Annotated in this window: 27 protein-coding genes; 8 read left to right on the top strand and 19 right to left on the bottom strand. The window is 71.9% G+C overall.

The window, feature by feature from the left end; genetic code table 11:
- The first annotated feature begins 415 nt into the window (after positions 1–415).
- Positions 416–580 (top strand): hypothetical protein, encoded by a 165-nt coding sequence (locus tag RCO28_RS13965; protein WP_308941392.1) that lies wholly within the window; start codon positions 416–418, stop codon positions 578–580.
- 13 nt (positions 581–593) lie between these two features.
- Here RCO28_RS13965 and RCO28_RS13960 read toward each other — a convergent pair whose 3' ends face one another.
- The 3 genes from RCO28_RS13960 to RCO28_RS13950 all read right to left on the bottom strand — a co-directional run bounded on the left by RCO28_RS13960 (position 594) and on the right by RCO28_RS13950 (position 2,474).
- Positions 594–1,262 (bottom strand): class I SAM-dependent methyltransferase, encoded by a 669-nt coding sequence (locus RCO28_RS13960; RefSeq protein ID WP_308941391.1) that lies wholly within the window; start codon positions 1,260–1,262, stop codon positions 594–596.
- Positions 1,263–1,295: 33 nt separating this feature from the next.
- Complete coding sequence (locus RCO28_RS13955) at positions 1,296–1,820, bottom strand: DoxX family membrane protein (RefSeq protein ID WP_308941574.1); 525 nt, start codon at positions 1,818–1,820, stop codon at positions 1,296–1,298.
- Between the two features lie 159 nt (positions 1,821–1,979).
- Positions 1,980–2,474 (bottom strand): nuclear transport factor 2 family protein, encoded by a 495-nt coding sequence (locus RCO28_RS13950; RefSeq protein WP_308941390.1) that lies wholly within the window; start codon positions 2,472–2,474, stop codon positions 1,980–1,982.
- Positions 2,475–2,630: 156 nt separating this feature from the next.
- Here RCO28_RS13950 and RCO28_RS13945 point away from each other — a divergent pair, with 156 nt between their 5' ends.
- Both RCO28_RS13945 and RCO28_RS13940 read left to right on the top strand, forming a co-directional pair.
- Positions 2,631–3,197: a PadR family transcriptional regulator gene (locus RCO28_RS13945; protein WP_308941389.1), complete on the top strand. Its 567-nt coding sequence runs from the start codon at positions 2,631–2,633 to the stop codon at positions 3,195–3,197.
- Positions 3,190–4,023 (top strand): SGNH/GDSL hydrolase family protein, encoded by an 834-nt coding sequence (locus RCO28_RS13940; RefSeq protein WP_308941388.1) that lies wholly within the window; start codon positions 3,190–3,192, stop codon positions 4,021–4,023. Before RCO28_RS13945 ends, RCO28_RS13940 begins: the two co-directional genes overlap by 8 nt.
- Before the next feature lie 53 nt (positions 4,024–4,076).
- On the opposite strand, the gene RCO28_RS13935 is transcribed toward RCO28_RS13940, so the two are convergent.
- From RCO28_RS13935 to RCO28_RS13915, 5 genes are all read right to left on the bottom strand, one after another.
- Positions 4,077–4,316 (bottom strand): hypothetical protein, encoded by a 240-nt coding sequence (locus RCO28_RS13935; protein WP_308941387.1) that lies wholly within the window; start codon positions 4,314–4,316, stop codon positions 4,077–4,079.
- Positions 4,317–4,393: 77 nt separating this feature from the next.
- Positions 4,394–4,675, bottom strand: coding sequence for a hypothetical protein (locus RCO28_RS13930; protein WP_308941386.1), 282 nt, complete (start codon positions 4,673–4,675; stop codon positions 4,394–4,396).
- Between the two features lie 215 nt (positions 4,676–4,890).
- Positions 4,891–5,814: an LLM class F420-dependent oxidoreductase gene (locus RCO28_RS13925; RefSeq protein ID WP_308941385.1), complete on the bottom strand. Its 924-nt coding sequence runs from the start codon at positions 5,812–5,814 to the stop codon at positions 4,891–4,893.
- Between the two features lie 144 nt (positions 5,815–5,958).
- Positions 5,959–6,858, bottom strand: coding sequence for a ribokinase (rbsK, locus tag RCO28_RS13920; RefSeq protein ID WP_308941384.1), 900 nt, complete (start codon positions 6,856–6,858; stop codon positions 5,959–5,961).
- Positions 6,855–7,982, bottom strand: coding sequence for a LacI family DNA-binding transcriptional regulator (locus RCO28_RS13915; protein WP_308941383.1), 1,128 nt, complete (start codon positions 7,980–7,982; stop codon positions 6,855–6,857). The genes rbsK and RCO28_RS13915 overlap by 4 nt, the downstream gene beginning before the upstream one ends.
- 292 nt (positions 7,983–8,274) lie before the next feature.
- Here RCO28_RS13915 and RCO28_RS13910 point away from each other — a divergent pair, with 292 nt between their 5' ends.
- Positions 8,275–9,222, top strand: a complete 948-nt coding sequence (locus RCO28_RS13910; protein WP_308941382.1) for a nucleoside hydrolase — start codon at positions 8,275–8,277, stop codon at positions 9,220–9,222.
- Positions 9,219–10,667, top strand: a complete 1,449-nt coding sequence (locus tag RCO28_RS13905; protein ID WP_308941381.1) for an MFS transporter — start codon at positions 9,219–9,221, stop codon at positions 10,665–10,667. Before RCO28_RS13910 ends, RCO28_RS13905 begins: the two co-directional genes overlap by 4 nt.
- 6 nt (positions 10,668–10,673) lie before the next feature.
- Here the strand turns inward: RCO28_RS13905 and RCO28_RS13900 are convergent, their stop codons facing one another.
- From RCO28_RS13900 to RCO28_RS13880, 5 genes are all read right to left on the bottom strand, one after another.
- Positions 10,674–12,710, bottom strand: coding sequence for a hypothetical protein (locus RCO28_RS13900; protein WP_308941380.1), 2,037 nt, complete (start codon positions 12,708–12,710; stop codon positions 10,674–10,676).
- A 201-nt stretch (positions 12,711–12,911) separates the two neighbouring features.
- Positions 12,912–13,403, bottom strand: coding sequence for a DUF6099 family protein (locus tag RCO28_RS13895; RefSeq protein WP_308941379.1), 492 nt, complete (start codon positions 13,401–13,403; stop codon positions 12,912–12,914).
- Positions 13,404–13,579: 176 nt separating this feature from the next.
- Complete coding sequence (locus tag RCO28_RS13890) at positions 13,580–13,972, bottom strand: nucleotide pyrophosphohydrolase (RefSeq protein WP_374991156.1); 393 nt, start codon at positions 13,970–13,972, stop codon at positions 13,580–13,582.
- On the bottom strand, positions 13,972–14,370 hold the full coding sequence (locus tag RCO28_RS13885) for a cell division protein SepF (RefSeq protein WP_308941377.1): 399 nt from the start codon (positions 14,368–14,370) through the stop codon (positions 13,972–13,974). The genes RCO28_RS13890 and RCO28_RS13885 overlap by 1 nt, the downstream gene beginning before the upstream one ends.
- Before the next feature lie 50 nt (positions 14,371–14,420).
- Positions 14,421–15,908 (bottom strand): FAD-dependent oxidoreductase, encoded by a 1,488-nt coding sequence (locus tag RCO28_RS13880; protein WP_374991164.1) that lies wholly within the window; start codon positions 15,906–15,908, stop codon positions 14,421–14,423.
- A gap of 360 nt (positions 15,909–16,268) precedes the next feature.
- On the opposite strand from RCO28_RS13880, the gene RCO28_RS13875 reads away from it, so the two are divergent.
- The 3 genes from RCO28_RS13875 to RCO28_RS13865 all read left to right on the top strand — a co-directional run bounded on the left by RCO28_RS13875 (position 16,269) and on the right by RCO28_RS13865 (position 18,662).
- Positions 16,269–16,964 (top strand): TetR/AcrR family transcriptional regulator, encoded by a 696-nt coding sequence (locus RCO28_RS13875; protein ID WP_308941376.1) that lies wholly within the window; start codon positions 16,269–16,271, stop codon positions 16,962–16,964.
- A gap of 185 nt (positions 16,965–17,149) precedes the next feature.
- A complete protein-coding gene (locus tag RCO28_RS13870; protein ID WP_308941375.1) occupies positions 17,150–17,884 on the top strand; it encodes a DUF2470 domain-containing protein in 735 nt (244 codons plus the stop codon).
- A gap of 97 nt (positions 17,885–17,981) precedes the next feature.
- On the top strand, positions 17,982–18,662 hold the full coding sequence (locus tag RCO28_RS13865; RefSeq protein ID WP_308941374.1) for an aspartate/glutamate racemase family protein: 681 nt from the start codon (positions 17,982–17,984) through the stop codon (positions 18,660–18,662).
- A gap of 69 nt (positions 18,663–18,731) precedes the next feature.
- Here RCO28_RS13865 and RCO28_RS13860 read toward each other — a convergent pair whose 3' ends face one another.
- The 6 genes from RCO28_RS13860 to RCO28_RS13835 all read right to left on the bottom strand — a co-directional run bounded on the left by RCO28_RS13860 (position 18,732) and on the right by RCO28_RS13835 (position 25,228).
- Positions 18,732–18,950 carry a hypothetical protein gene (locus tag RCO28_RS13860; protein WP_282534616.1) on the bottom strand — a complete coding sequence of 73 codons (219 nt, stop codon included), beginning with the start codon at positions 18,948–18,950 and terminating at the stop codon, positions 18,732–18,734.
- Positions 18,951–19,188: 238 nt separating this feature from the next.
- On the bottom strand, positions 19,189–21,198 hold the full coding sequence (locus RCO28_RS13855; RefSeq protein WP_308941373.1) for an acetoacetate--CoA ligase: 2,010 nt from the start codon (positions 21,196–21,198) through the stop codon (positions 19,189–19,191).
- Between the two features lie 37 nt (positions 21,199–21,235).
- Positions 21,236–21,826: an alpha/beta hydrolase gene (locus tag RCO28_RS13850; protein ID WP_308941372.1), complete on the bottom strand. Its 591-nt coding sequence runs from the start codon at positions 21,824–21,826 to the stop codon at positions 21,236–21,238.
- The gene (locus tag RCO28_RS13845; RefSeq protein WP_308941371.1) at positions 21,823–23,160 is read right to left on the bottom strand and encodes an MFS transporter; all 1,338 of its coding nucleotides are present in this window, start codon (positions 23,158–23,160) and stop codon (positions 21,823–21,825) included. The genes RCO28_RS13850 and RCO28_RS13845 overlap by 4 nt, the downstream gene beginning before the upstream one ends.
- Before the next feature lie 34 nt (positions 23,161–23,194).
- On the bottom strand, positions 23,195–24,112 hold the full coding sequence (locus RCO28_RS13840; protein ID WP_308941370.1) for a TauD/TfdA family dioxygenase: 918 nt from the start codon (positions 24,110–24,112) through the stop codon (positions 23,195–23,197).
- Positions 24,113–24,256: 144 nt separating this feature from the next.
- Positions 24,257–25,228, bottom strand: a complete 972-nt coding sequence (locus RCO28_RS13835; RefSeq protein ID WP_308941369.1) for a quinone oxidoreductase — start codon at positions 25,226–25,228, stop codon at positions 24,257–24,259.
- Between the last annotated feature and the right edge of the window lie 105 nt (positions 25,229–25,333).

Below are 25,333 nucleotides of genomic sequence, written 5' to 3'. Positions count from 1 at the left end.
TCACTCCTCGGCCGGATACGTCTTGATGCCCCCGCCGGTGAACAGGTGGACGTACCCACAGCTCCAGCAGATCAGGCCCAGGGCGCTCTCGTTCGCCCAGGCCATCTTCATGAACTCCATGCCGCTGCGTTCAGCAACACCTCACGCCGCCGGAAGAGTCCCCCCTCGCAGACCCGGCAGGTGAACCGGACATCATTCAGCGCAGCCCGCACCGCTTTCGCCATCGCGTGCACTCCCCCGTTTCCCATCGCCCCGTCGACGCCCCCGTCCCATGACCGCCGACCTCCCCCAACCTACGTGCCACCACTGACACTTGCCCTCGCCCTCCACCCACACCGGACATCGGGCCGCTCCTGCTCCTGCTCCTGCTCCTCGTTACGGTGACCGTCGCCGTCCCCAAGGCACCTGGACCGACGTGTCCACCGTTCTGGAGCCACTGCTCGATCACCCCGACAACGCAGGGCCCGACCTCACTCCAGCCCCCCGTACGCCGCTCCTGCCCCGCATCGAGCACATCCAGCGGCTCACGCTCGTCCTGCGGGTCTGTGTCGACAAGAACGTGGACCTCGTGTTCCTCTAGCCGGTCCCCGAACTCACCCCGCCACCGACTGCGTGACCCGCCACAGCCTGCGCGGTAGTTCGCCCTCCTCGAAGGGGTGGATCTCGGTCAGGGTCCAGCCCTCGGCCAGGGCGTCGACCAGCGTGCGGGGGAAGAAGTGGACGGCGAAGCCGCCGTGTTCCCAGATGTCGTCGCCGTGGGCTGTGCCCGTGCCGTAGTGGGCGTCGCCGGTGTGGCGCACGGTGTAGACGAGAACGCCGCCCGGCCGCAGCACGCGGCGGATCTCCGCGACCGCCGCGTGGATCTCCTCCGTCGACAGCGCCATGCACAGCAGCATGTGCGCGAACACCGCGTCCACGGACGCGTCCGGCAGCGGCAGCGGCTCGCGTACGTCGTGCACGGCCGTGGTCACCCGCTCCGCGAGCCCCGCAGCGCCCGCCGCCTCGCGCAGCTGCTCGAGGCCGACGGGGCTGAAGTCCGTGGCCCCTACGGCGAATCCCGCACGGGCGAAGGCGAGGCTGTCGCGGCCGTGTCCCGCGCCCAGTTCCAGTACGCGCTCCGCGCCCGCCGCGCGGAACACCGCCATCGCGTGCCGCGCCGGGGCGGAGGGCACTTCGCCGTACATCCCGGGGTGCGCGCGGTACGTCTGCTGCCAGTGCGTCCGCTGTACGTCGCCGAGCTGCCGCTCCCCGTCCTCACCCATGGCCGTCACCGTACGACCCGGGGCGCGGCGGGCCTACTCGGTCTCCTTCTGCTCGGCCAGCGCCCGCTCCCTGCGGCCCACCACGACGGCCGCCGCGGCGGCGCTCGCCGCGAAGGCGAGGACGAGGGTGACGGGCTGGTCGAGGCGGTGGCGGGTGACGTGGTCGAGGGAGTAGCGGCCGGGTCCCGACAGGCCGAGGCCCGCGGCGACGAACCCCAGGTAGGCCGGGTACTCGTAGCCGCCCTGCATGGCGAAGAAGCCGGCCCGGCTGTGCACCGCGACCGCGCCCGCCATGGCCCCGGCGGCCGCCGCACCCGCCGCCGGCGTGGCCGCGCCGAGGGCGAGCAGCGCGCCGCCGCCCGCCTCACCCAGCCCCGCGGCGACCGCACTGGGCCGGGCGGGGCGGAAGCCCATCGCCTCCATCCCCTGCGCCGTACCGTCGATCCCGCCACCGCCGAACCAGCCGAACAGCTTCTGCGTGCCGTGTGCGACGAGCACACCGCCCGTGCCGAGGCGGATGGCGAGCAGGCCGAGATCCTTGCGGTTGAGGAAGCCCATGTCGTGGTCCTTACGTCCTGACGTCCGGTCGCGGTCCGGCGTCCAGTCTTTTCCGGAGCGGGGCAGCCCGCCACTCAGGACGTACGGACCGGCCTCACGTACCGGCCTCACGAACCTGCCTTACGGAGCGGCCTCACGAACCTGCCTTACGGAGCCGCCTCACGGACCGGCCGCCGGATCCGGGGCCAGGCCGTCCGCCACCAGGCCCGCCAACACCGCTTCCCCCAGTGCGTGCACGGCGGACTGCGGCCGCACCATCACCGTGAACTCCTTGATCCGCCCCTCGGGGTCGAAGTGCAGCAGGTCGATGCCGTGGATCTCCCGGCCGTTCACGCGCGCCCGGAACACCAGCACGGTCGACGGACACGCACGGCCGTCCGCGCTGGTCTCGGCCGTGCCCGCGTACCGGCCCACGTAGCGGAACTCCTCGAAGGTGCGCAGCAGGACCCCGAAGAGGCCGAGGACCATCGCCTTGCCCTCGAAGGGCGTGAACTTCACGGGGCTGTAGAGGCGGATGTTGTCGGTGAACAGCTCGTCCAGGGAGCCGAGTTCACCCTTCTCCACGGCTTCCTGGAAGCGGTCTGTCGTGGTGCCGGTCGTCGTGCCGGTCGTGGTGCCGGTCGTGCGGTCCGTCGTGTGGTCTGTCGTTGCCATTGCCCGCTCCCCATCCTCACATAGTCATGAATTTGACTAGTCAGTTTCTTGAGTATCATGGGTGTGCGTCGCTGACCAGACCGCAGGAACCGACCGCAGGAACCGACCGCACCGACAGGCGCGAACAGGCCCCGACAGGCACCGAGGAGTCCACCCATGACGCTGCGCCACGCCGTTCTCGCCGCGCTGCTCGACGAGGAGCGGAGCGGGTACCAGCTGGCCAAGGCCTTCGACCTGGGCGTGGCCAACTTCTGGTATGCGAAGCCGCAGCAGCTCTACGCCGAACTGGCCCGGCTCGAACAGGGCGGCCTGATCTCCGGCCGCGAGGTGGTCCAGGAAGGCCGCCCCAACAAGCGGATGTTCACCGTCACCGGCACCGGCCTCGCCGAGCTGGAGAAGTTCACGGCCGCCACCGCCAAACCGTCCGTCCTCCGCGACGATCTGATGGTCAAGGTGCAGGCCGCCGACCGCGTCGACACCGACACCCTGATCGCCCAGCTCACCGAGCGCATCGGCTTCGCGCAGGACAAGGTCGACCTCTTCGAGCGCCTCCTGCGGACCATGCGCGGCGAGCGCGGCGAGGAGGAGTTTCTGCGCCACGGCCGGCCGATCGGCCCGTATCTGACCTGCCTGCGCGGCCTCGCCTTCGAGCGGGGCAACGTCGACTGGTGCGAGCGCGCGATCACCGTCCTGCGCGACCGACAGGCGGCCACCGATGCCTGACCAGGACCTCACCCCCCGCGAAGGGCACCGGACGTACGCCCGCTACGTGGCCCTCGGCGACAGCCAGACCGAAGGGCTCGGCGACGGCGACGACACCTCAGGGCTGCGCGGCTTCGCCGACCGCCTCGCCGAGCAACTGGCTGTCCACAGCCCGGAGTTGACGTACGCGAACCTCGCCGTGCGCGGCCGGCTCGCCGGGCAGGTGCGCGCCGAGCAGCTCGACCCCGCGCTCGCCCTGCGGCCCGATCTGGCCACCGTGGTCGCCGGGGTGAACGACGTGCTGCGGCCGTCGTTCGACGCCGATGCCGTGGCCGGTCACCTGGAGGCGATGTTCGCCGCGCTCACCGCGCAGGGCGCCCGCGTCGCCACCGTGACGTTCCCCGACCCGGCGCGGCTCACCCCGCTCGCGCGTCCGCTGAGCCCGCGGATCGCCGCACTCAACGACCGGGTCCGCCGGGCGGCGCGGCGGCACGGGGTCGTCGTCGCCGAGACGCACCGCCATCCGGTGGTCATGGACCCGCGCCTGTGGAGCCCCGACCGGCTGCACGCGAGCCCGCTCGGCCATCTGCGCATCGCGTCCGCCCTCGCGCACGCCCTCGACCTGCCGGACAGCGACGACAGCTGGACGCGCCCCCTGCCGGACCAGGCCTCCGTCGGACGCGGCGGCGCCCCAGGTGGTGCCTGGCAACCCCTCGCCGCCGAACTGCGCTGGGCCGCCGGTTTCCTCGGCCCCTGGCTGCGCCGCCGCCTCACCGGCCGCTCGTCCGGCGACGGCCGCACGGCGAAGCGACCGCTCCTGCTGCCCGTACGTACGGAAGAAACCTGAGCCGTTTGCTCCGCCGTTTGCTCCGCCGTTTGCTCCGCCGTTTGCTCCGCCGGTTACTCCGCCGGGTCCTCGTCCGCGCGGCGGGCCTCCTTCAGCACGTCCCCCTCGACGGCTTCCCGGCTCCGGCCCGTCGCCTCCGCGTGCCGGGCGATCGCGGACTGCACGTCCGCCGAGGCCCGGCGCCATCGCTCGCGCTGTGCCTCGTACGCCTCGCCGGAAAGGCCCGCGAGCTTCGCCCGCTCTTCCTCCGCGAAGCGTTCCAGCCTGATCAGTTCATCGGAGATCTCAGCCACACTCGAATCCTAGGGACCCGGGGCGCGGGGCGCGATCGTATGGAGAAGTCGCGATCGTACGGATGAGGTACGGCGGATCAGAGGGTGAGCAACCCGAGCAATCCGGACGCCAGTTGGCCGACGCAGGCCGCGGCCAGGCCCAGGAGCAGGCCCGCGAGGTGGACGTGGCGGCGGCGGGAGCGGTCTCCGTGCTGCGCCTCGCGGACCAGGCCGACCAGGGCCACGGCGATCGCGACGACGCCCTCGGTGGTGGCGTCGAACCCGTTCACGCCGAGCGTCAGGAGCGCCGCCGCCCCGACAGAGAGGCTCGCCACCGCGTGTATCCAGGCCGCGGCACTGCCGCCGCGCACCTTGTTCACGTGTCCCCTTGCGCCCACCGGGCATGCCCGGTCCCCCTCGCCCCGTGTGCCGCCGGGCTCGTACGGCGCGACACCCTGGCGAACGGGGGCGAGAGGGATCACCCGGGGATCACCCGGGGATCACCCGGGGATCAGCCAGAGACGAGCCAGAGACCAGCCAGAGACCAGCCGGAGACCAGCCAGGGATCCCTTGAGGCCGTCGGCCGGTCCCGCGTTCAGGACAGCTGGGACTGCACCTGCGACGAGATCAGCTCCAGGTGCTCCAGATCGTCCAGGTCGAGAATCTGCAGGTACACGCGGCGCGAGCCGATCTCCGCGTACCGGCCGAGCTTGTCGACGACCTCGGCGGGCGAACCGGCCAGGCCGTTGGCGCGCAGCTCGGTCACATCGCGGCCGATGGCCTGGGCGCGCCGGGCCACCTCCGCCTCGTCCTTGCCGACGCAGACGACCAGGGCGTTGGAGTACACCAGCGCGTCGGGCGCCCGGCCGAACTCCTCGGCGGCCGCGCGGACCCGGCCGAACTGGCGCTCGCTGTCCTCGATCGAGGCGAAGGGAATGTTGAACTCGTCCGCGTACTGCGCGGCCAGACGCGGTGTGCGGGTCGCGCCGTGGCCGCCGATCAGCACCGGGATCTTCCGCTGGACGGGCTTGGGAAGGGCGGGCGAGTCGGCGAGGCGGTAGTGCCTGCCGTCGAAGTCGAAGGTCTCGCCGGCCTTCGTGCCCCACAGGCCCGTGACGATCGCCAGCTGCTCCTCCAGGCGGGCGAACTTCTCCTTCGGGAACGGAATGCCGTACGCGGTGTGCTCCTCCTCGAACCAGCCCGCGCCCAGGCCCAGTTCGACACGGCCGCCGGACATCTGGTCGATCTGCGCGACCTGGATGGCGAGCACGCCGGGCAGCCGGAACGTACCGGCCGTCATGAGGGTGCCGAGCCGGATCCGGCGGGTCTCGCGGGCGAGACCGGCCAGGGTGATCCAGGCGTCGGTCGGGCCGGGCAGGCCGTCGCTCGATCCCATCCGCAGATAGTGGTCGGACCGGAAGAAGGCGTCGAAGCCCAGGTCCTCGGTGGCCTTCGCGACGGTGAGCAGCGTGTCGTAGGTGGCCCCCTGCTGGGGCTCGGTGAAGATGCGCAGATCCATGGGGTCCATCCTGCATCCTGCACCCGCCACGGAGCCGCCTCGGCCCGGCTGGGCTCTGCTCAACCGGGCCCGGCTCTGCTCAACCGGGCCCGGCTCGGCTCAACCGGGCCCGGCGCGGCTCCGCCCGGCTCGGCTCCGCCCGGCTCAGCTCCGGGCCGCGAGGAACTCCTCCACCTCGTCGCGCGACGGCGCGGACGGCTGGGCTCCGGTGCGCGTCGTGCTGATCGCCGCCGCCGCGCACGCCCAGCGTGCCGCCTGCTCCAACGTACGGTCCTCCGCGAGCGCGACGGCCAGGGCGCCGCAGAAGGAGTCGCCCGCTCCGGTCGTGTCGGTCGGGGTCACGCGGAACGCGGGGATGTGCAGGCTCGACGTACCTTCGAGGAGCAGCACGCCGTCGCCGCCGAGGGTGACGACCACCGCGCCCGCGCCCGTCAACTTCCTTGCCGCGGCGATGATCTCGTCGATGGTCCGGGCCTCCGGGGTGCCGGTGAGCGCGGCGAGTTCGGTGCGGTTCGGTACGAGCAGGTCCACCTTCGAGGGCGGTACGGCGCCCTCGACCGCGGGGGCCGGGTTGTAGAGGACGAGGCCGCCCGCGAGGCGCGCCGCGGCGTGGTTGGCCGTGTCCGGCACCTCCTGCTGGAGGACGGTGACCTTGGCGGCGGCGAGCGGGCCCGCGGCCTTCTCGCAATCGGCGGCCGTCAGGCGGGAGTTGGCGCCGGGGCTCACGATGATGGAGTTCTCGCCGTCCGGGTTCACGGCGATGAGCGCACGGCCGGTGGGCACACTCTCCGTCCGCAGGATGTGGCTGGTGTCCACACCCTGCGCGCGGGCGGCGCCCACGAGGACGTCGGCCGCGTCGTCGTCGCCCACGCGCCCGACGAACGCGACGTCGCCGCCGAGCCGGGCCGCGGCCACGGCCTGGTTGGCGCCCTTGCCGCCGGGGTGCTGCACGATGTCACCGCCGAGGACGGTCTCCCCGGGGACGGGGTGGTGCGGCACCGGGGCGATGAGATCCAGGTTGAGACTTCCGACGACGGCGATCACTGCGTTTCCTCCGGCCTTGCGGTCATGTCCTGCTCGTTCCTGGCACTGTGCCCACTCTGCTGCCGCGCCGCGCTGGATTCCCTTACGACGAGGTCCGGCGCGAGCCGTATCGTGCGGTGCGGGCGGGTGCCGTCCTTCGGGGGGCGGCTGAGCAACCGGGCGGCCTCCGCGGCGAGTTCGGACACCGGCTGGCGGACCGTGGTGATGCCGGGTGCGGACAGGGCGGCCATCGGGATGTCGTCGAAGCCGGTGACCGCGACCTGTCCCGGCACGTCCACGCCGCGCTGCTGCAACCGCTGCAGGGCGCCGATGGCGATCAGGTCGTTGGCGCACACCAGCGCGTCGGGGAGCCCGCCCCCGCTCGGCGCGCGTCGGCCGGGTTCGCCCTCGGGCCCGGGCTCGCCGTCCCGCGGCCCGCTCTCCCACAGCTCGTCGACCGCCGCCCGGCCCCACTCCACGGAGAAGTCGCCGAGGAGCACCCGGTCCGGGGCGCCCGGGTCGAGGGCGGCGGCCCCGGACTCGTACGCGAGGCGTCGCTCGGCCGCCGCGGAGGCCGTACCGGCGGCGCCGATGAAGCAGACGCGGCGGCGGCCGGCCGCGGCGAGGTGGTCGAGGACGAGGGCCATGCCGGTGGCGTTGTCGACGGCGACCGAGTCCGCGACGCCCGTACCGCAGCCGCGGTCCATCAGGACGAGCGGGACGCGTTCCGCCGCCGCGGCCACCGCCTCGCGGCTGCGCCGCTCGTGGGCCGGGATGACGAGGAGGGCGTCGACGCGGCGGGCGAGCAGATCGGCGATGCGCTCGGCCTCCGCCTCGGGGTCGTCGTCGCAGTCGGCGAGGAGCACGGCGCGGCCGTCGGCGTGCAGGGCGTGCGTCAACTCGCGGACGAGGGTGGGGTAGAAGGGGTTGGTGATCTGCGGCAGGACCAGGCCGACGGTGCCGGTGGCGCGGCTGCGGAGCGCGCGGGCGGCGTGGTTGGGGCGGTAGCCGAGCTGCTCGGCGGCGGCGCGGACGCGCTCGGCGGTCTCGGCGCCGACGGGGCGGGTGCCGGCCAGGACGCGGGAGACGGTGGCGACGGAGCAGCCCGAGGCACGGGCCACGTCGCGCAGCGTTGCATCGGTCACGCCCGACTCCTGCCTTTTCATCTGCTTCATCCCTGTGTCCGGGCCCCGCCGATCGGCCGACCGAGCCCACCCCGGCCGCCTCACTCCGCCAGAGTTTTGGAAAACGTTATCAGCAGCCGCCCCCAACGACCACCGCCTCTTCGACTCCTCTGACGTGCCCGTTCACTGATCATCTCGACAGGCCTCCCTGGACTGCCATTGACATAATTCGGACGTCTGCTCATTCTCTCGGGAGAACGTTTTCCCAACGCTGCCCACGATCGGCAGTTCAGCTGGACAAAGAGGTTCCGCGATGCCCCGAAAGATCATTCTCGACTGCGACCCCGGGCACGACGACGCCATCGCCATGCTTCTCGCGCACGGCAACCCGGACGTCGAGCTCGTCGCCGTCACCACCGTCGTCGGCAACCAGACCTTGGAGAAGGTCACCCGCAACGCCCTCTCGGTGGCCCGCATCGCGAACATCACCGGCGTCCCCTTCGCCGCCGGCTGCCCCCGGCCGCTGGTGCGCGAGGTCGAGACGGCGCCGGACATCCACGGCGAGTCCGGTATCGACGGCCCCGTCATGCCCGAGCCGGTCCTGGAGCTCGACGAGCGGCACGCCGTCGACCTCATCATCGACACCGTGATGAGCCACGAGCCCGGCGAGATCACCCTCGTACCGACCGCCGGACTCACCAACATCGCCCTCGCCGTACGCAAGGAGCCGCGCATCGCCGAGCGGGTCCGCGAGGTCGTCCTGATGGGCGGCGGCTACCACGAGGGCAACTGGAGCCCGGTCGCCGAGTTCAACATCAAGATCGACCCGGAGGCGGCGCACATCGTCTTCAACGAGCGCTGGCCCGTCACGATGGTCGGCCTCGACCTCACCCACCAGGCCCTGGCCACCCCCGAGGTGGTCGAGCGGATCGCGAAGGTCGGCACGGGGCCCGCGACGTTCGTGGGCGAACTCCTGGACTTCTTCGGCGCCATGTACCTGGAGGCGCAGGGCTTCGCCCACCCGCCGGTGCACGACCCGTGCGCGGTCGCGTACGTCATCGACCCGCAGGTGATGACGGTCCGCAAGGCGCCCGTGGACATCGAGCTGACCGGCACGCTCACGCTCGGCATGACCGTGACGGACTTCCGCGCCCCGGCGCCCGCCGACTGCCGTACGCAGGTCGCCGTGGACCTCGACCACCAGCGTTTCTGGGACCTGGTCGTGGACGCCCTGGAGCGGATCGGCGAGGTGACCGTATGAGCGCCGCCTCCTCGGCAACCGCGGCTACGGGTACGGGCGGAGGGCGCGGCACCCGGATCGTCGTCCTCGTCACCGCGCTGCTCGCGGCCTGCTTCGCGTTCCAGCTGAACGCGAGCATGCTCAGCCCCGCCCTGAAGAACGTCGAGGAGTCGCTGGGCGCGACCGCCGCCGAAGTCGGCCTGACGCAGACGGCGTTCTTCACCTCGGCCGCGCTGTTCTCGCTGTTCCTGCCGCGCCTCGGCGACCTCATCGGCCGCCGCAAGGTGCTCACCGGGATGATGGCCCTGATGGTCGTCGGCTGTGTGATCGCGGCCCTCGCGACGAACGTGCCGATGCTGTTCACCGGCCGGGTCGTGCAGGGCATCTCCGGGCCGACCGTGCCGCTCTGCCTGATCATGCTGCGGGGCGAGGTCCACGACCCGAAGCGGTACGGGCTGCTGCTCGGCGTCATCACGGCCGTCAACGGCGGTATCGCGGGCGTCGACTCGATCGCGGGCGGCTGGCTCGCCGACCACTTCGGCTTCCAGTCGGTGTTCTGGGTGATGGCCGTCGTCGCCGCCCTCGCCGCGCTCCTCGTCGCCACGCTCACCCCGGAGTCGGTGGCCTCGCGCGCCGACGTCGACGTACCGCGGATGGACTGGCCCGGAGTGGCGCTGCTCGTCGTGTCGGTCGGCTCGACCCTGATCGCGCTCAACGAGGCGGGCAAGCTGGCGGCCGCCAACTGGGCGCTCGTCACCGGTCTCCTCGTGCTCTCCGCGCTCGCCTTCGCGCTGTTCTGGCGTACGGAGAACCGCAGCCCGCACCCGCTGGTCGCCACCCGGCATCTGCGCCGCCGCTCCACGTGGGCGCTGCTGCTTACGACCGTGCTCACCATGACCGGTGTGTTCGCCGTGATGAACGGCCTGATCCCCGCCTTCGCGCAGGACGCCGAGGCCGGATTCGGCATGACCGCCGAGGCCTCGGCCTGGTGGACGCTCACGCCGTACGCCCTCGCGGGCCTCGCCATGGGCCCGATCGCCGGGCGTCTCGCGGCGTCCTTCGGCTACGGGCGGATCCTGCGCATCGGCCTGATCGGGGCCGCCGCGATGGTGGGCCTGATGATCGTCACGCTGCAGGGCGACTCGCGGGCGATGCTGCTCGCGTCGTCGATCCTCATCGGCATCACGTACGCGGGCATCGGCAACATCGTCCTCAACGGCCTCGGCATCGTGCTCTCCCCGCGCGAGAACCCGGGCTTCCTGCCGGGCCTGAACGCGGGCGCGTTCAACCTGGGCGCGGGCCTCAGCTTCGCCGTCCTGTACGCGGTCCAGACGGCGACCAAGCCGGACGATCCGACCTCGGCGGCGGGTTATACGGCGGGCATGATCGCCGGCGTCGTCCTCCTTGCGGCGGCGTTCGCTACGTCGTTTTTGATTCCGAAGCCTGTGGAGGCGGAGGCGCACTGAGAAGGCTCAGCCGATGACGCCGTCCTGCTCGCGCACGATCCCGTCGACCCTGTCGCGCAGCCCCGCCACGGCACCGCCCTCGGCCGGCCCGTCCTCGGCGGGGGCGGCCGGGCGGGACTCGCCCGAGCCGGACACCTCCACTGCGGCCTTCGGAAGCCGGTCCAAGTAGGGCCCCAGGCCCAGGGGTTCGGGTAGGGGCGGCAGTCCCGGCAGCCAGCCGGAGTCGATCACGGTGACACCGGCGGAAACTGGCTTGGGCCGTGCCCGGTCCATGTCCCAGTCGGCTCCCGGGCTGGTGTCGTGGAGCGGCGTGTCAGGGGGCGTGTTCCCGTGCGACAGCGGCCAGACGACCCCTCGGAACTTCCCTGACTCCACATAGCCGAGGAAGCCGTGGTCGGCGGTCCTCCCCTTGACGGCGGCCCGGCCCTCCGGGTTGATGACCAACCAGTCCAGCGCGGTGGACACCATCTTTCGCGGGCCGTCCGCCGACGGGACGGACAGGGCCACGGCCCCGGCGGGCACGGTGGAGTCCGCGGCAGGGTACTTCGCGGCCACCCCGAAGCCCAGGCCGTCCACCTCGGCGGCGCCGGTCAGCAGCCCGGCCCGTGGGTCGTAGACGACGACCATGCTCTCGGCGCGGTCGGAGCCCTTGTCGTCGTCGGTGACCTCGACCTGGATCGTGTTCATCCCCGCGTGCCGGAAGACATGGCTGAGGTCGCAACTGCCGTTCTCCGCCGCAGCGGTGGACTTCTTACCGTCGTCCCAGCGGACGGTGCAGGTGTGCATGTCGTTCGTTCCGGGGTCGGTGAATGGCGCGTGGACGGTGACCGTGTCCTCGACGCGGTGCACGTCCCAGTCGTCGGGGCTCGTCAGCTTCAGTCGGGGTGCGACGTTCTTCAGCGTCACCACGGCGCTGTCGCTCACGGACCTGTTCACCCCGTCGTCTGCGGTCAACGTCACCTCGAAGGTCCCGTCGTCGGTGCAGCTGAACCCGGAGTCAGGCCTGGACTTGTGGGTGAACCGGCACGTCGTACCCGCGTCGACCCCCTTGACCGGCTCGTAGGACCATGTGGTCTCGGGTCGGCCACCGTCGTCCTGGGCGACGCCCCCGAGCTTGACCTTCGCGCCCTCGGCGCCCTTCACGTCGGGCCCGGCGTCGACCAGGGGAGCCAGGTCGGCTGGCGGACCGCCGTCTCCTGGCGGGACGTTCCACGAGTACTCGTCGTCGTAACCCCAGTTGCAATGGTGCCGGGCAACGTCGTTCGGCCCGGTGACCTCGTCCCAGGGGATGTTCGGATGGCCCGCCTCCAGGTCCCAGGTCGGGCCGCCGATGTCGGGGGGTACGGCGTACTGCATGTGGCACCACAACTGCTTGTACAGCGAGTCCCGTTGGTCCTGCGTCAGTCCGTCCGGGAGCGGAGTGCGCTCCTCCAGCTCCTCCCACACCTGCTTGGTGCGGGCCCCGGTGTGCACCACCGCATCCGCGCTGGGCAGCAGGGTCACGGTGACGGTGCGGGGCTCTTCCTTGGTGAACTCCGTGCGGTAGACGCTGGAGTGGGCGAACCACTTGGAGTTCTTCTCGTACGAGTACGAGCCCATCCAGTCGTCCTGGAACTCCCTGCCGTACTGCCGGTTGCCGTGCTTGTCCTCCGTCCAGACGTACCAGCTCATCCGCTTCATGTGCTTCTCCGCGAAGCCGGTCTTGACGGTGTGACTGCGCAGCCGGACCAGCGAGCTCTCGCAGGCGTCGGAGACGTCCTTGCTGTATGTGGCGCCGTCGACCTTCCAGGACACGCCGGCCCGCTTGCCGTCACCGCAGAAGTCAAGAACGCGGAAGGCGTTGACTCCAGGGCCGGGCTTGCCCTGTTTGTGCCAATACTCGAGGCCTGGATAGAACTGGGCGAGCGCCAGGAGATCACCGTCGTCATCCCGAACCGTGTCGGCGGTCACCGCTCTCGCCTCGGTCGTCAGACCACCGGGCAACAGCAGCAAGGCCGACGTCACGCAGACCGCCAACATCAGACGCAGAAATACTCGGCCCACCGATTCCCCCTCAACGACCCGGCCCGAGAGCGACGGAAGCTCGCGCGGTCCGCCTGTCACGCGGAACCTCACACCGTGTCCGTCCGGCCTGCACCGCCAGGGCACCAGGCGCGGTCGGCCGCCGATGCCGCCTTCACAGAGCTCACTCAACGCCCTCACACCGCACGCCGCGGCTGGGGTCCGGTCACGAGTGGGACCTGCTCAAGGAGGCCCCGCCCTGGAGTCCGGTGCCGACAACCCCTCCCCCCGCTCATCGCTCAGCGCCAGCCGGCGCAGCATCTCCAGGACGCGGTCGCGGGACTCGTCCGCGGCGTCGATGGCCTCCACGCAGGTCCAGTAGTGGACTTCGCCCTCGGCCGAGCAGGAGACGCCGACCAGCGCGATGCCCACCTCGCCGAGGAGTCCGCCGAGGCCGACCAGGGTGGCTCTCGGGTCGCGGATCTCGGTGAGGAGGGCCGCGCGTATCGCCGCCGTGCCGGGGTGGGCGGCGGCGAGGACGCCGCAGCCGCGGCCGCTCACTTCGCTCAGGGCCAGGGCCTCGCCGCGCAGCGCGGGCGGGCCGCCCACCGCGAGGCGGCTGCCTATCGCCTGGGCGAGGGCCTCGGCCTGCCAGGCTTCCGTCAGCACGGACGCCGCGTCGTGTCCGCGCGCGAGAGCTCCTCTGCTCTCCCTGATGAGTTCCACCGCGTCCATCTGCCGTCCCCGTTCGCCGTGGTGCGACCGCCCAACTGCCGGACCGCTCGGGGCAGTTCGGCCGGTCAGTCTCAGTCGCACTCTTCCACTCCACTACCCAGAGTGAAGGTAATCAGACCAAAAGACCAGGGGAATACGGAAATCTCTGGACAGAAACTCGAATCAGACCCTGTCGATCACTCCGCAGAGTGACGACGAGGGATCTTAGGTTCGGCCGAACCCACCGGGAAACGCTGCTCGTTGCGCTCGATCTTCGCAGCCAGAGCGGCCAACGCGTCGATCCCGAGCACCTCGCAGAGCTGCAGCAGATACGCCAGTACGTCGGCGACCTCGTCGGTCACCCGGTGGGCCGACTCGGGGTCGTCCATCACCGAGGCGGACTGCTCGGGCGTCAACCACTGGAAGATCTCGACCAGTTCGGCCGCCTCCACGCTGAGCGCCGAGACCAGGTTCTTCGGGGTGTGGTACTGCTGCCAGTCACGCGCCGCGGCGAACTCCGCGAGGCGGCGCTGCAATTCCTTCACGTCCAGGTCGGTCACGCCCCCAGGTGTACCACCCGGGTCCGACATCAGCCGCGGGGCGCCGTCGCCCCGTCCTCCACGAGGCCCTGGACCTCGGTGCCGGGCGGAGTGAGCAGGAAGACGTTCCGGTCGACCCGGTGCATGCCGCTGCCGAGGCCCATGACGACGCCGCTGCTGAAGTCCAGTACGCGCTTGGCGACTTCGCCCTCCGCGCCGGACAGGTCGAGCAGCACCGGGATCTCGGCCATCAGGGTCTCGGCGACCTCGCGGGCGTCCGCGAAGACGTTCACCCGGTGCACGACGAACTGGCGCCGGCTGTCGTACCCGGTCTCCGCCATCGCCCGGTGGCCCGGCCAGGACGGCCACTCGTCGCCGCTGCGCAGCGGCACGACCTGGGCGAGCCCCTCCCACTGTTCATCAGTGGCGTCGCGCCGGTAGCTGTTCACTGCCCCACACCCCGTCCGGGCTCGCACTCGTCGTCTGTACCGGCCAATTCTTACGCCAACTCACCCGTTCGGCCCAACTGCGACACGGGTGCCGCGCCCTCCCGCTCCCTCGGCGGCTCCACGGGCGCGGCCCCGACCGCTCCGAACAGCACTCGCCCGGCCACTCGCGGAGCGAACAGCGACGTGAGCGGGGCGGTGAGCGTGAGGACGGAGCGGAAGGCGTCGCCGACGACGGGGTCGGTGGCGTACCGCTCCAGGACGCGTTCCAGATACCAGCCGACGGGCCGTTCGAGAGCACTGGAGGCCACCGCGTTGCCCGTGGCGCCCGGCATCTTCTTGTCGGATCCCGCCGAGATGTCCCAGGCCTGCCCGGACGAGGCGAGGATCGCGGCCTGGACGCGGCGCGTGGTCGGGGTGCGGCGGCTGTCGGCGAGCGCGTCGCGCAGGGCGACGGCGTTGCGCGCCGCGACGGCCATGCCCTGGCCGTAGATCGGGTTGAACGTGCACAGCGCGTCACCCGTGGCGAGGAATCCGGCGGGGCGGCGGCCGGGCAGGTCGTAGCGGCGCCGGACGTTCGCGGTCTGCCGGAAGCCGTACGCGGGGGTGAGCGGTTCGGCGGCGCGCAGCCACTGGTGCACGACCGGGTGCGGTAGCCGCTTCGCGAAGGCGGCGAACTCCTCGTCGCCCGTGGGCGGTTCGTCGCCGCGCAGGCCGGAGAACGTGACGATGCAGGTGCCGTCCTCCAGGGGCAGGACGACACAGCCGTACGTCTGGGCGGGGTCGGCGACGATATTGAAGCCGAGGGCCTGTCCGCCGAGCCGGCCGTCGCGGTCGCGGTAGACGCGGGAGGCGTAGGCGAGGCCGGTCTCGATGGTCTCCTCGGGCGGGGCGTCGGCCCCGATCCGGGCGAGCCACCGCGCGGCCTTCGTGCCGCGCCCGGAGGCGTCCACGACCAGATCGGCGGCGAGCGGCCGCGCCTCCGCCCGAACGCCCCGAACGCCCGGCGTGCCCCGAACGCCCCGCGCGTCCTGCCCACCCTGACCGTCCCGCGCCTCGTCCCCGCGCTCCCGCAGCAGCACCCCGCGTACGCGCGCGGCGTCCCCCAGGAGTCCGACGGCCTCGGCGCCCTCGGCCACCTCGATCGCCGGATGCGCCAACACCCGCTGCCGTACGAGGTGTTCGAGCTGGGGCCGCGTACCGGTGTGCAGATAGGTCGACGCCGGGGTGCGCCGGAACCAGCGGCCGCCCTGCAACTGCACCACGTCGTCCGGCATGCCGACGCGCGGTGAACCCGCGGCCCGCAGCTCGTCCATGAAGCCGGGCAGCACCTCGTCCAGGGCGCGCTGGCCGCCGTCGAGCAGGACGTGCGTGTGCCGGCCCTGCGGGACCCCGGGCCGCGGTCCGGCCTCGGCGGCGAAGCGGTCCCGCTCGATCACGGTCACGCGCTCGGCGTGCTCGACGAGCACCCGCGCCGCGAGCAGCCCCGCCAGACTCCCGCCGACGACGACGGCGTGCCGCCCGCCGCCCCGCACACCCACGCTGTCGCCCGGCTCCGCCGCCGGTAAGGTCACCGATGCTCACGCCCCTTTGCCGCGCCCGGGCCGACCGGTCCGCCGGTCCGTGGTCAACTGCCAGTATTCCAGGGCGAGTCGGGCACCACCGGCCGTACGGGATTTCAGCGCGCCGCCTTCTTTGGCAGCCCGACCCCCAGGCAAGTAGGGACGCCAGAGCGCCCACGCACGGGAACGCCGCCCTCGCGCACACGACCATCCCGCTCATCGAGTTACCGAACAAACCATCTCGTAACAAGCTTGGCGTGTGGCAACATAAGCCCGGCGTTAGGGTCGGGCCAACGACTGGGACACCGAAGCGGAATCGACAGAGGGAACGACGTGCAGATGAACCGCGCAGCCGAAGAGGGCCGCCCCGCCACCGCCACCCCGCCCGGGACAGGGGCCGGGACGGGCAAGTCCATCGGCGACCGCCGCGTACGCAGGACCCGTGCCGCCCTGCGCACGGCCCTGGTCGGACTGGTCCTGGAGAAGGGGTTCCACGCGATCACGGTCGAGGAGATCACCGAGCGCGCGGACATCGGCCGGGCCACCTTCTACGCGCACTACCGCGACAAGGAGGACCTGCTCATCGGGATCGTCCAGGACCTCGCCCACGACCGCGAACGCCTGCTGCCCGCCGTCGAACAGGCCAGGGAACAGGGCTTCACGGGCCTCCCGGTGCTCTACATCTTCCAGCACGCCGAACAGGAGCGCCCCGTCTACCAGGTGATCCTCCGCGGCGAGGGCGACGGGCGCGCCCTGCGCGAGTTCACCGACCTGATCCGGGCCAAGGCGGAGAGCCTCTTCCGCGAGCGCACGGAGCAGCTCGGCGTCACCCCCCGCGTCCCGCTCGACGTGGTCGCCCGCGCCTGGACCGGCGAGCTGATCGCGCTCCTGTCCTGGTGGGTGGAGACGGACACGGGCTACACCGCGGAGCAGATCACGGCCCACCTGCGGGACCTGTCGGTGTACGGACGGGTGTGGGCGACGGGACTCACGCCGCTGGACGCGCCGGGGGCGGGGGACCCGGTCGGGGGCTAGGGGTTCGGTGGACCGGCATCGCCGGAGGGGCTCGAAATTGAGCCCCTCCGGGGGCACCTCCCAGCGGTAGCTGGGGGAGATCGAGGAGGGTAGCGGACGGAGCGCGGGGCAGTTAGGTTAGCCTTACCTCAGTGAGTCCGCGTCACTGTCGCACCCCGCCCCGCCCTCCCCGCAAGGAGTCCCCCTTGAGCGCCGCCGCAGAACTCGACCTGCCCGAGCAGACCGCCGCGGAGCGTGTGCGCTCCCTCCTGGCCCAGGCGGTCTCCCTGTCCCTCACCACCCACGGGCAGGACTACGACCTCATCGGTATGCACTCCGTCGGCAGCAAGGGCCAGATCACCCTGCACCCCCAGGCCGACACCCCGCTCGTCGCCCAGGTCGCCACCGCCCCGCGCGGCAGCCTCGCCGCGCTCCTGGAGTTCACGGACATCGCCCCGACGGCGCTCCGCGACCGCGTCCGGGCCCGCGTCACCATCTCCGGCTGGCTCGCCCCGTCCGGCGACAGCGAAGCGCTCCGCCTCGACCTCGCCCGCGTCACCCTCCGCACGGCGACCGGCACTTACGAGGTGGGCCTTGACGAGTACGCCCTCGCGCAGGCCGACCCGCTCGCCGTCGAGGAGGCGGCGATGCTGACCCATCTCGCCGACGCCCACGACGACATGGTCACCGACCTCCTCCTGCGCAGCGGCACCAGCCTCCCGTACGGCGTGCAGCGGACCCTCCCCCTCGCCGTCGACCGCCACGGCCTCACGCTGCGCTGCGAGTACCGCGAAGGCCACTGCGACCTCCGCCTCCTCTTCCCGGCCACGGCCCGCAACGCGGTGGAGGCCGGCGAACAGGTCCGCCGCCTCCTCACCACACCCCCGCCGTCCCCGCGCTGCGGCCACCGCCCGCGCCGCTGGTCGTCGCTCCGGGGGTGAGCGCGCCCGCGGCGCCGGACAGGGCCCCCGGCCCGGGTGCCGAGTCGCGGTTCCGCCGACGGACTGCACGGGGGACGACGTGAGCGACGATAAGCCTGTGACCGCGACAGCCGTAGCCCTGATCAACCCCAACACCTCGCAGGCCACGACCGAGATGATGGCCACGATCGCCCGCCGCACCCTGCGCCCCGATGACGGCTACGAGGTGCTCGGACTCACCGTCGCCGAAGGCCCCGCCATGCTCCTTGACGAGGTCGCCCTGCGCGCCGCGGAACCCCAGGTCGTACGAGCCGCACAGCGGGCCCTCGCCGGGCCGGACGGTCCGCGCATCGGGGCGTTCGTGGTGGGCGCGTTCGGCGACCCCGGCGTCGAGGAACTGCGGTCCCGCACCTCCCTCCCCGTCGTGGGCATCGCCGAGGCGGCCCTGGCGGAGGCCGCGTCGTCGGGCCGCCGCTTCGGCATCGCCACGACCACCCCGGGCCTGACCGCCGCGATCGCCGCCCGCGTCGCCCACCTCGGCTGGTCCGGGCAGTACACCGGCATCCGCCTCACCCAGGGCGACCCGCGCCAACTGTCCGCTGCCCCCGAGGAGTTGACGGAGCGCCTGGCCGAGGCGGTCGAGGCCTGCCGTGCGCAGGACGGCGCCGAAGCGGTCATCATCGGCGGCGGCCCCTTGGGCGAGGCCGCAGAATCCCTCCGCGACCGCTTTCCGATCCCGGTGATCGGTCCGATCCCGGCGGCCTGCCGGGTGGTTCGGGCAGTGGTGGAGGTCACCTGAGGTCTGCGCTGGCTTCGGGCATCGGCGGCCTGCTTCCCGCTACGGAGGCAGGCCGCCGAAGCCCCCGCCTCAGGCGGAAGCCGCGACCAGGCGGTCGAGTTCGCCGCCCTTGGCCTGGGCCACCAGGTCGGCGAACTGCTCCTCGCTCATCTGCACCTGCTGACCGAAGTCGTCGGTGATACGCACGCGCTTGTCCGCGGGCGCGTCGACGTCGACGAACAACTGCGGGCAGCCGCAGTCGCATTTGCCGCAGAAGGTCGCGATCGGTTCCGGACTCGTGTCGGGCATCAGTGCCACCTCGCCGTTCGGGATGTGTGGTCGGTGTGGTCGTACCGCCACCGTCAAGCTTGCCCAACTGCCGATCCGGAACAAACAGTTCACACCCGGGGCGAGGGGGGCGCGCGGATACGCCGGGGGGCACCTCCTGATCCACGCGCACGCCTCGGCCACCGTCCGGCGCTCTCCGGCACACTCCGGCGCACTCCGGCACGCCCCAGGGCGCGGGCAGTTGCTGCGCGCCGGACTGTCACCCCGGTCCCGGACTCCCCCTCCCGGCGGCGAAGTCGGCGAACCACGCCAGCATCTCCGGGTGCGAGATCGTCCCCTCGGCACGCACCTCGGCCACGGGCGCCCCCTGGAGGATGCGTTTGACCGGGACCTCCAGCTTCTTGCCTGTCAGGGTTCTCGGGACGGCGGCCACCGGCACGATGGCGTCCGGGACGTGCCGGGGCGAGAGCCGCTGCTTGATCTCTCCGGCGACTCGGGCCTTCAGTCGCTCGTCGACCTCCGCACCGGAGGCCGGCACCACGAAGAGCGGCATGCTGTACGTGCCGTCCGGCGCCTCCACGCCGACGACCAGGCTGTCGGCGATCTCCGGCAGCGCCTCGACGACGGCGTACAGTTCCGCCGAACCCATGCGGATGCCCATGCGGTTGAGGGTCGCGTCCGAGCGCCCGGCCACCACCACGGACAGGTCGTTCGCCACCGAGACCCAGTCTCCGTGGCGCCACACCCCGGGATACGTGTCGAAGTAGCTCGACCGGTACCGCTCGCCGTCCGGGTCACCGAGGAAATACAAGGGCATCGAGGGCAGGGGCGCGGTGACGACCAGTTCGCCCTGCTGGTCCTCGACCGGACGCCCGTCGCTGTCCCACGCCGCCAGGGCGACTCCGAGCGCCGGGCACTGGATGCGTCCGGCCCGTACCGGCAGCAGTGCCGAACCCCCGGCGAGTACGGAGCACACGTCCGTGCCCCCGCAGATCGACTGCAGCCACACATCGTCGGAGACCCGGTCGTACACCCACCGCCAGGTGCTGTCGGGAAGGGCCGAACCGGTCTGCAGCACGGAGCGCACCCTGCTCAGGTCGTGCGCGGAGGCCGGGTGGGCGTCCGCGTTCTCACCGGCCGTGAGATAGGCGGCGCCGACCCCGACCACCGTCGCGCGGCTGACTTCCGCCACGCGCCAGACACCGTTCACGTCGGGATGGGTGGGGCTGCCGTCGTACAGGACCAGGGTGGCGCCGTGCAGCAGACAGCCGACCATGAAGTTCCACAGCATCCAGGCGGTGGACGTGTGGAAGAGGCAGCGGTCGTCGGGCCGTACGTCGGCGCCGAGCCCGAGGGCCTTGAGCAGCTCCACGACGATGCCGCCGTGGCCCTGCACCATGCCCTTGGGCGGACCGGTGGTGCCCGATGACCAGAGGATCCACAGGGGATGGTCGAACGGGACGTCGGCGAAGCGGAGTTCCGCCTCGTCGGCGACGGCGTCGGACCAGGAGTGCCGCGCCACGCCTGAGCGGCCCGGCCCTCCGGACCCCGTTCCGGACCCTGCCCGGGACTCGGTGAGGAGGTCCACGGCGATCACGTGCCGGACGGTGGGCAGTTCGTCCAGGATCTCGGCGACCGCGGAGCGCCGGTCGAACTCCTTGCCCGCGTAGCGGTAGCCGTCGGCGGCCACCAGCACCTTCGGCTCGGCCTGCCGCAGCCGGGCGGCCACCCCCGCCGTACCGAACTCGGGGGAACACACCGTCCACACCGCGCCGACCGCCGCGCTGGCCAGCAGGGCGACCACCGCTGCCGCCGTGTTGGGGAGAAAGCCCGCCACGCAGTCGCCCGGCTCCACACCCATGGCGCGCAAGGAGGCGGCCAGGGCCGCGACATCGCGCCGCAGCTGCCGCCACGACGTCTCCACCGGAGGGCCGCTCTCGGGCACCTCGATCAGGGCGGTGCGCCCGTCGGGTGTCCGGGCCAGGCACCGCTCGGCGAAGTTGATCCGGGCGCCCGGGAACCAGCGCGCGCCCGGCATGCGCGGATCGTCGAGGACGGTGTCGTAGGCACTGACGGCATCGAGGCCGTAGTACTCCCACACCGCCGCCCAGAACGCGTTCGGGTCGGTCGTGCTCCACCGCCAGAGCTCGGCGTAGTCGGCGAACCGGAGACCTCGGGTCCGGTCGAGCATGCGCATGAAGGCGGCGACGTCGGACTGCTCGGCCCGCGCGGCGGTCGGGGCCCACAGCAGGTTCGGATCGGTGTTCAACGGACCTCCAGGGGTCGGTACGGTGCGAAGGACCGGCTCAGCTCAGTTCCCGTACGAACTCATCGGCGCGCGGCCATTCCCCGTACCCGGAGGCCGGGTTGAGGTGTCCTACCGGGCCCAGGTTCACGAGGCGGCTGCCCCACGCGTCGGCCATCTCCGCGACGCGGTCGTACGCGGCCAGGGGGTCGTCCGTGCTGGCCGCCACGATGCTGGGGAAGGGCAGCGGCTTCATGGGGACGGGCGTCCAGCCGTTCTCGCTCAGGTCGTCCGGGGAGGGGTGGCCCTCCCCGAGCGGGGCGGCGAAGTCCGGTGGTGTGGCGAGCAGGGCGCCCCGGACGGTGTGCTGGTGCTGTTGCGCCCAGTGGACGACGGTGACGACTCCGGCGCTGTGGGCGACCAGGACGACGGGGCCGGAGATCTCGCCGAGGGTGCGCTCCAGGGCTGCGACCTGCGCGTCGCGGTTCAGCCGTCCCGTCTGCAGCGGCGGCAGCAGCCGGACGGTGTCGAGTCGTTCGGCGAGCAGGGTCTGCCAGTGGTGCGGCACGTGGTCGCGCAGCCCTGGGACGATCACGACGGTCGGGGGTGCGGTGGGGTTCTTTTGCGTGGGGTTCGCTTGCGATGAGTTCATTTGCGTGGCTCCGGAGGTACGAGCGCCGTGTCGGGCAGAAGTCCCAGGCGGCGCAGGTCTCTTGTGTAGGTGGCCTTGCCGAGGGCGAAGGCGGCGCCGCTCACCACGGCGACCCAGGGGATGAGTTGCAGGGCACCGAGCAGTCCGGTGCGGTCGGCGAGCATGCCGGTGACGGCGGGCCCTGGTGCAAGGCCGAGCAGGCTGTTGGCCAGGGTGAGGGTGGCCATGGCGGTGGCCGCGACGGCCGGTGGGGTCAGGTTCGCCACCATGGCGGCGGCGGGGCCGGCCGTGCCGCTGGCGACGAGGCTGCCCAGGGCGATGAGCACCACCTGTGCCGGTCCGGTCGGCAGCTGGAAGCCGGTCATCAGCAGGACGAACGAGGCGAGGCTGCAGGTGACCGCCACGGTCCACTTGCGGACCGCTGCGTTCCGGCTGAGGCGGTCGGCCACGATGCCGCCCAGGATCATCCCCGTGCCGCCGAGCAGCGCGAACGCACTGGCGGCGTAGCCGGCGTCCGCCGTCTCCATCCCGTAGTAGCGGTGGAAGAAGCTCGGGGTCCAGGCGAGCAGCGCCATGGCGATGAACATCTGCAGTCCGCTGCCGACGTAGGCGCAGGCCACGGAGACCGAGGAGAACAGGCGCGGCAGCAGGGTGCGCAGCGGAGCCCGCTCCGACGACCCCTTTTCCGGCGCGTGCACCCGGGCGGCGGCGGCGAGTCTGCGTTCCGTGATCAGGACTCCGTACACCGCGGCCAGGGCGAGCCCGAGGAAGCCCATCGCGCCGAAGGCCCAACGCCAGCCGTGCGCCTGGGCGATGGTGCCGCCGATGGCGACGCCGAGCACCGACCCGAAGGAGCCGCCGGCGATGAACGCTCCGGAGAGCGTGGCACGCAGCCGCACCGGGAACACGCTGAGCACCACCGCGATCCCGACACTGCCGTACGCGGCCTCGCCCACGCCGACCATGAAGCGCCCCAGGAACATCTCGCCGTAACTCGCGGAGACCGCGCAGCCCAGCGTGGCCAGGCTCCACACGACCGCGGCGGCGACGAGGCTGCGTACCCGGCCCCAGCGGTCCGCGACGAGGGAGAGGGGGAAGGTGAGCAGGCCCACCATCAGGGCCACGATGCCGCTGAGCGAGCCCAACTGGGCGTCGGAGAGCAGCCATTCGGCCTTCAGCATCGGGAAGACCGCGTTGAGGACCTGCCGCGACATGTAGTCGGAGAGCAGGAGAGCGAAACTCAGGGCGAAGACCAGCCACGGGTAGCGGCGCGGCACGGCCGGGCGGGTGCGGGAGGTTTCCGGTACGGCCGCGTCGGCCGTAGGTGTTCCCATGGATGCCACCTCTCTGGTCACGGACGTCTGCTGCTCAGAAGGGCCGGTCTCCGACGATTCCCGCGCGCTCCATCCTGCGGACGGCGGGCCAGTAGTCCTGGACGGCGTAGTGCTGTGTGGAGCGGTTGTCCCAGATGGCCACGCTGTTCTCCGTCCAGCGCCAGCGGACCTGGTACTCGGGGACCGCTGCCTGGCTGCGCAGGTAGTCGAGGAGGTTGCTCGCGCCGGGCGCGTAGTCCTGGCCGAAGCGCACGCGCTCGGGCCGGTGGTAGTTGACGAAATGCGTGGTGAAGCTGTTGACGAAGAGGATCTGCTCGCCGGTCACCGGGTGGGTGCGGACCACGGGGTGCTCGGCGTCGGGGTACTTGGCGGCGAGTGCGCGGCGCTCCTCGGCCGGGAGTACGGCGCCGAAGCTCGACTCGATGCTGTGCCGGGCGCGGAGGTCCGCGATCTGGTCCTTGACGTGTTCCGGGAGGCGGCGGTGGGCCTCGGCCATGTTGATCCAGATGGTGTCCCCGCCCACGGCCGGCGTCTCGACGCAGCGCAGGACGGCGCCCATGGAGGGGGTCGTGCGCCAAGTCCCGTCGCAGTGCAGGGAGTTCTCGTAGTGCTCCGGCTCGCTGTCGAGGTCCTTGTAGATCCGCACGAGCCCCGGGTGCTCGGGGTCGCTGCCGACCACGGGGTGGTCCTCCAGAGCGCCGAAGCGCGACGCGAAGGCGACGTGCTCGGCGCGTGTGAGGTCCTGGTCGCGCAGGAACAGGACCTTGTACCGCAGGAGCAGTTGCTCGATCGCGGTGAACAGGTCGTCGTCGCGTGCGGCGTCGCCCAGCTGCACGCCGCGGAGTTCGGCGCCGATGGTGCAGGTCAGCGGCTCGGCGGTGAGGGACGGACGCAGGGCGCTCGGGCGCACCAGGGCGGGCGCGGACTCCTTCGTCCGGGCGGTCTTGGTCATGGGTCGTCGCTCCTGAGGAGTTGCGCGTCGGGCGCGTCCGGCGCCCGACGCGTGGCTGAGGTGGTGCTGAGAGGTGCTCAGAGGTACTCAGAGGTGCCCAAGGTGCTCAAGGGTGCCCAAGGTGCTCAGGGGTGCCCAAGGTGCTCAGACGGTGAAGACGGAGGACCCGGTCGTCCAGCCCGCCTCCAGGTCGTGGTGGGCGGTCACCGCGTCCGGAAGGGCGTACCGCTGATTGATCCGGATGTCGATGCGGCCCGAGGCGACGTGCTGGAACAGCTCCGTGGCCAGGGCGTCCCGCTCGGCCGGGTCGGCGATGTAGTCGGCGAGTGCGGGCCGGGTCGCGAACAGGGAGCCGTGCACGGCGAGTTGCATGGCGTCCAGGGGCGGCACTCCGGAGGCGGTGCCGAAGCAGACCAGAAGCCCGCGGCGCTGCAGCGATGCCATGGACGCGGCGACGGTGTCCTTGCCGACGCTGTCGAACACGACGGGGACGCCCTTGCCGTCGGTCAGTTCGCGGACCCGCCGGGCCACGTCCTCGTGCCGGTACAGGATGGTGTGCGCGCAGCCGTGGGCCTTGGCGACCGCGGCCTTCTCCTCGCTGGAGACGGTGCCGATGACGGTGATGCCGAGCAGCTTCGCCCACTGCGCGAAGATGAGGCCCACGCCGCCGGCAGCCGCATGCAGCAGCACCGTGTCGCCGCGCTTGAGCGGGTGGATGCGGCGCAGCAGGTACGCGGCGGTGAGTCCGCGCATCGTCATGGCGGCCGCGGTCTCGCAGCTGATCGCGTCGGGCAGCTTGATCAGCGAATCCGCCGGCATGACGCGTTCGGTGCTGTACGCGCCGAGCGGGCTGCCCGTGTAGGTCACGCGGTCGCCCGCGCCGACGTGGGTGACTCCGTCACCCACGGCCTCGATCACTCCGGCCGCCTCGACACCGAGCCCGTTGGGCAGCGGTACGGGGTAGAGGCCGGTGCGGAAGTAGGTGTCGGCGAAGTTCAGGCCGACGGCGTCGTGCCGGATGCGCACCTCGCCGGGCCCCGGTTCCCCGACCGTGACCTCCTGCCACCGCATGACCTCGGGTTTTCCGGTCTCCTCGATTCGAATGGCATGTGCCACGGCTCTGCTCCGTCTGCTCGGTTCCGGGTGTGTGGGGGCGTACGCAGGTGTCGTACGGGATGACGCGGGTCAGGCCGTACGCAGAAGTCGTACGGGATGACGCGG

The sequence above is a fragment of the Streptomyces sp. LHD-70 genome (assembly GCF_031157275.1).
Taxonomy (GTDB): Bacteria; Actinomycetota; Actinomycetes; order Streptomycetales; family Streptomycetaceae; genus Streptomyces.
The sequence above is the reverse complement of the archived record's forward strand: the minus strand, read 5'-3'. Positions and strand labels throughout refer to the sequence as shown.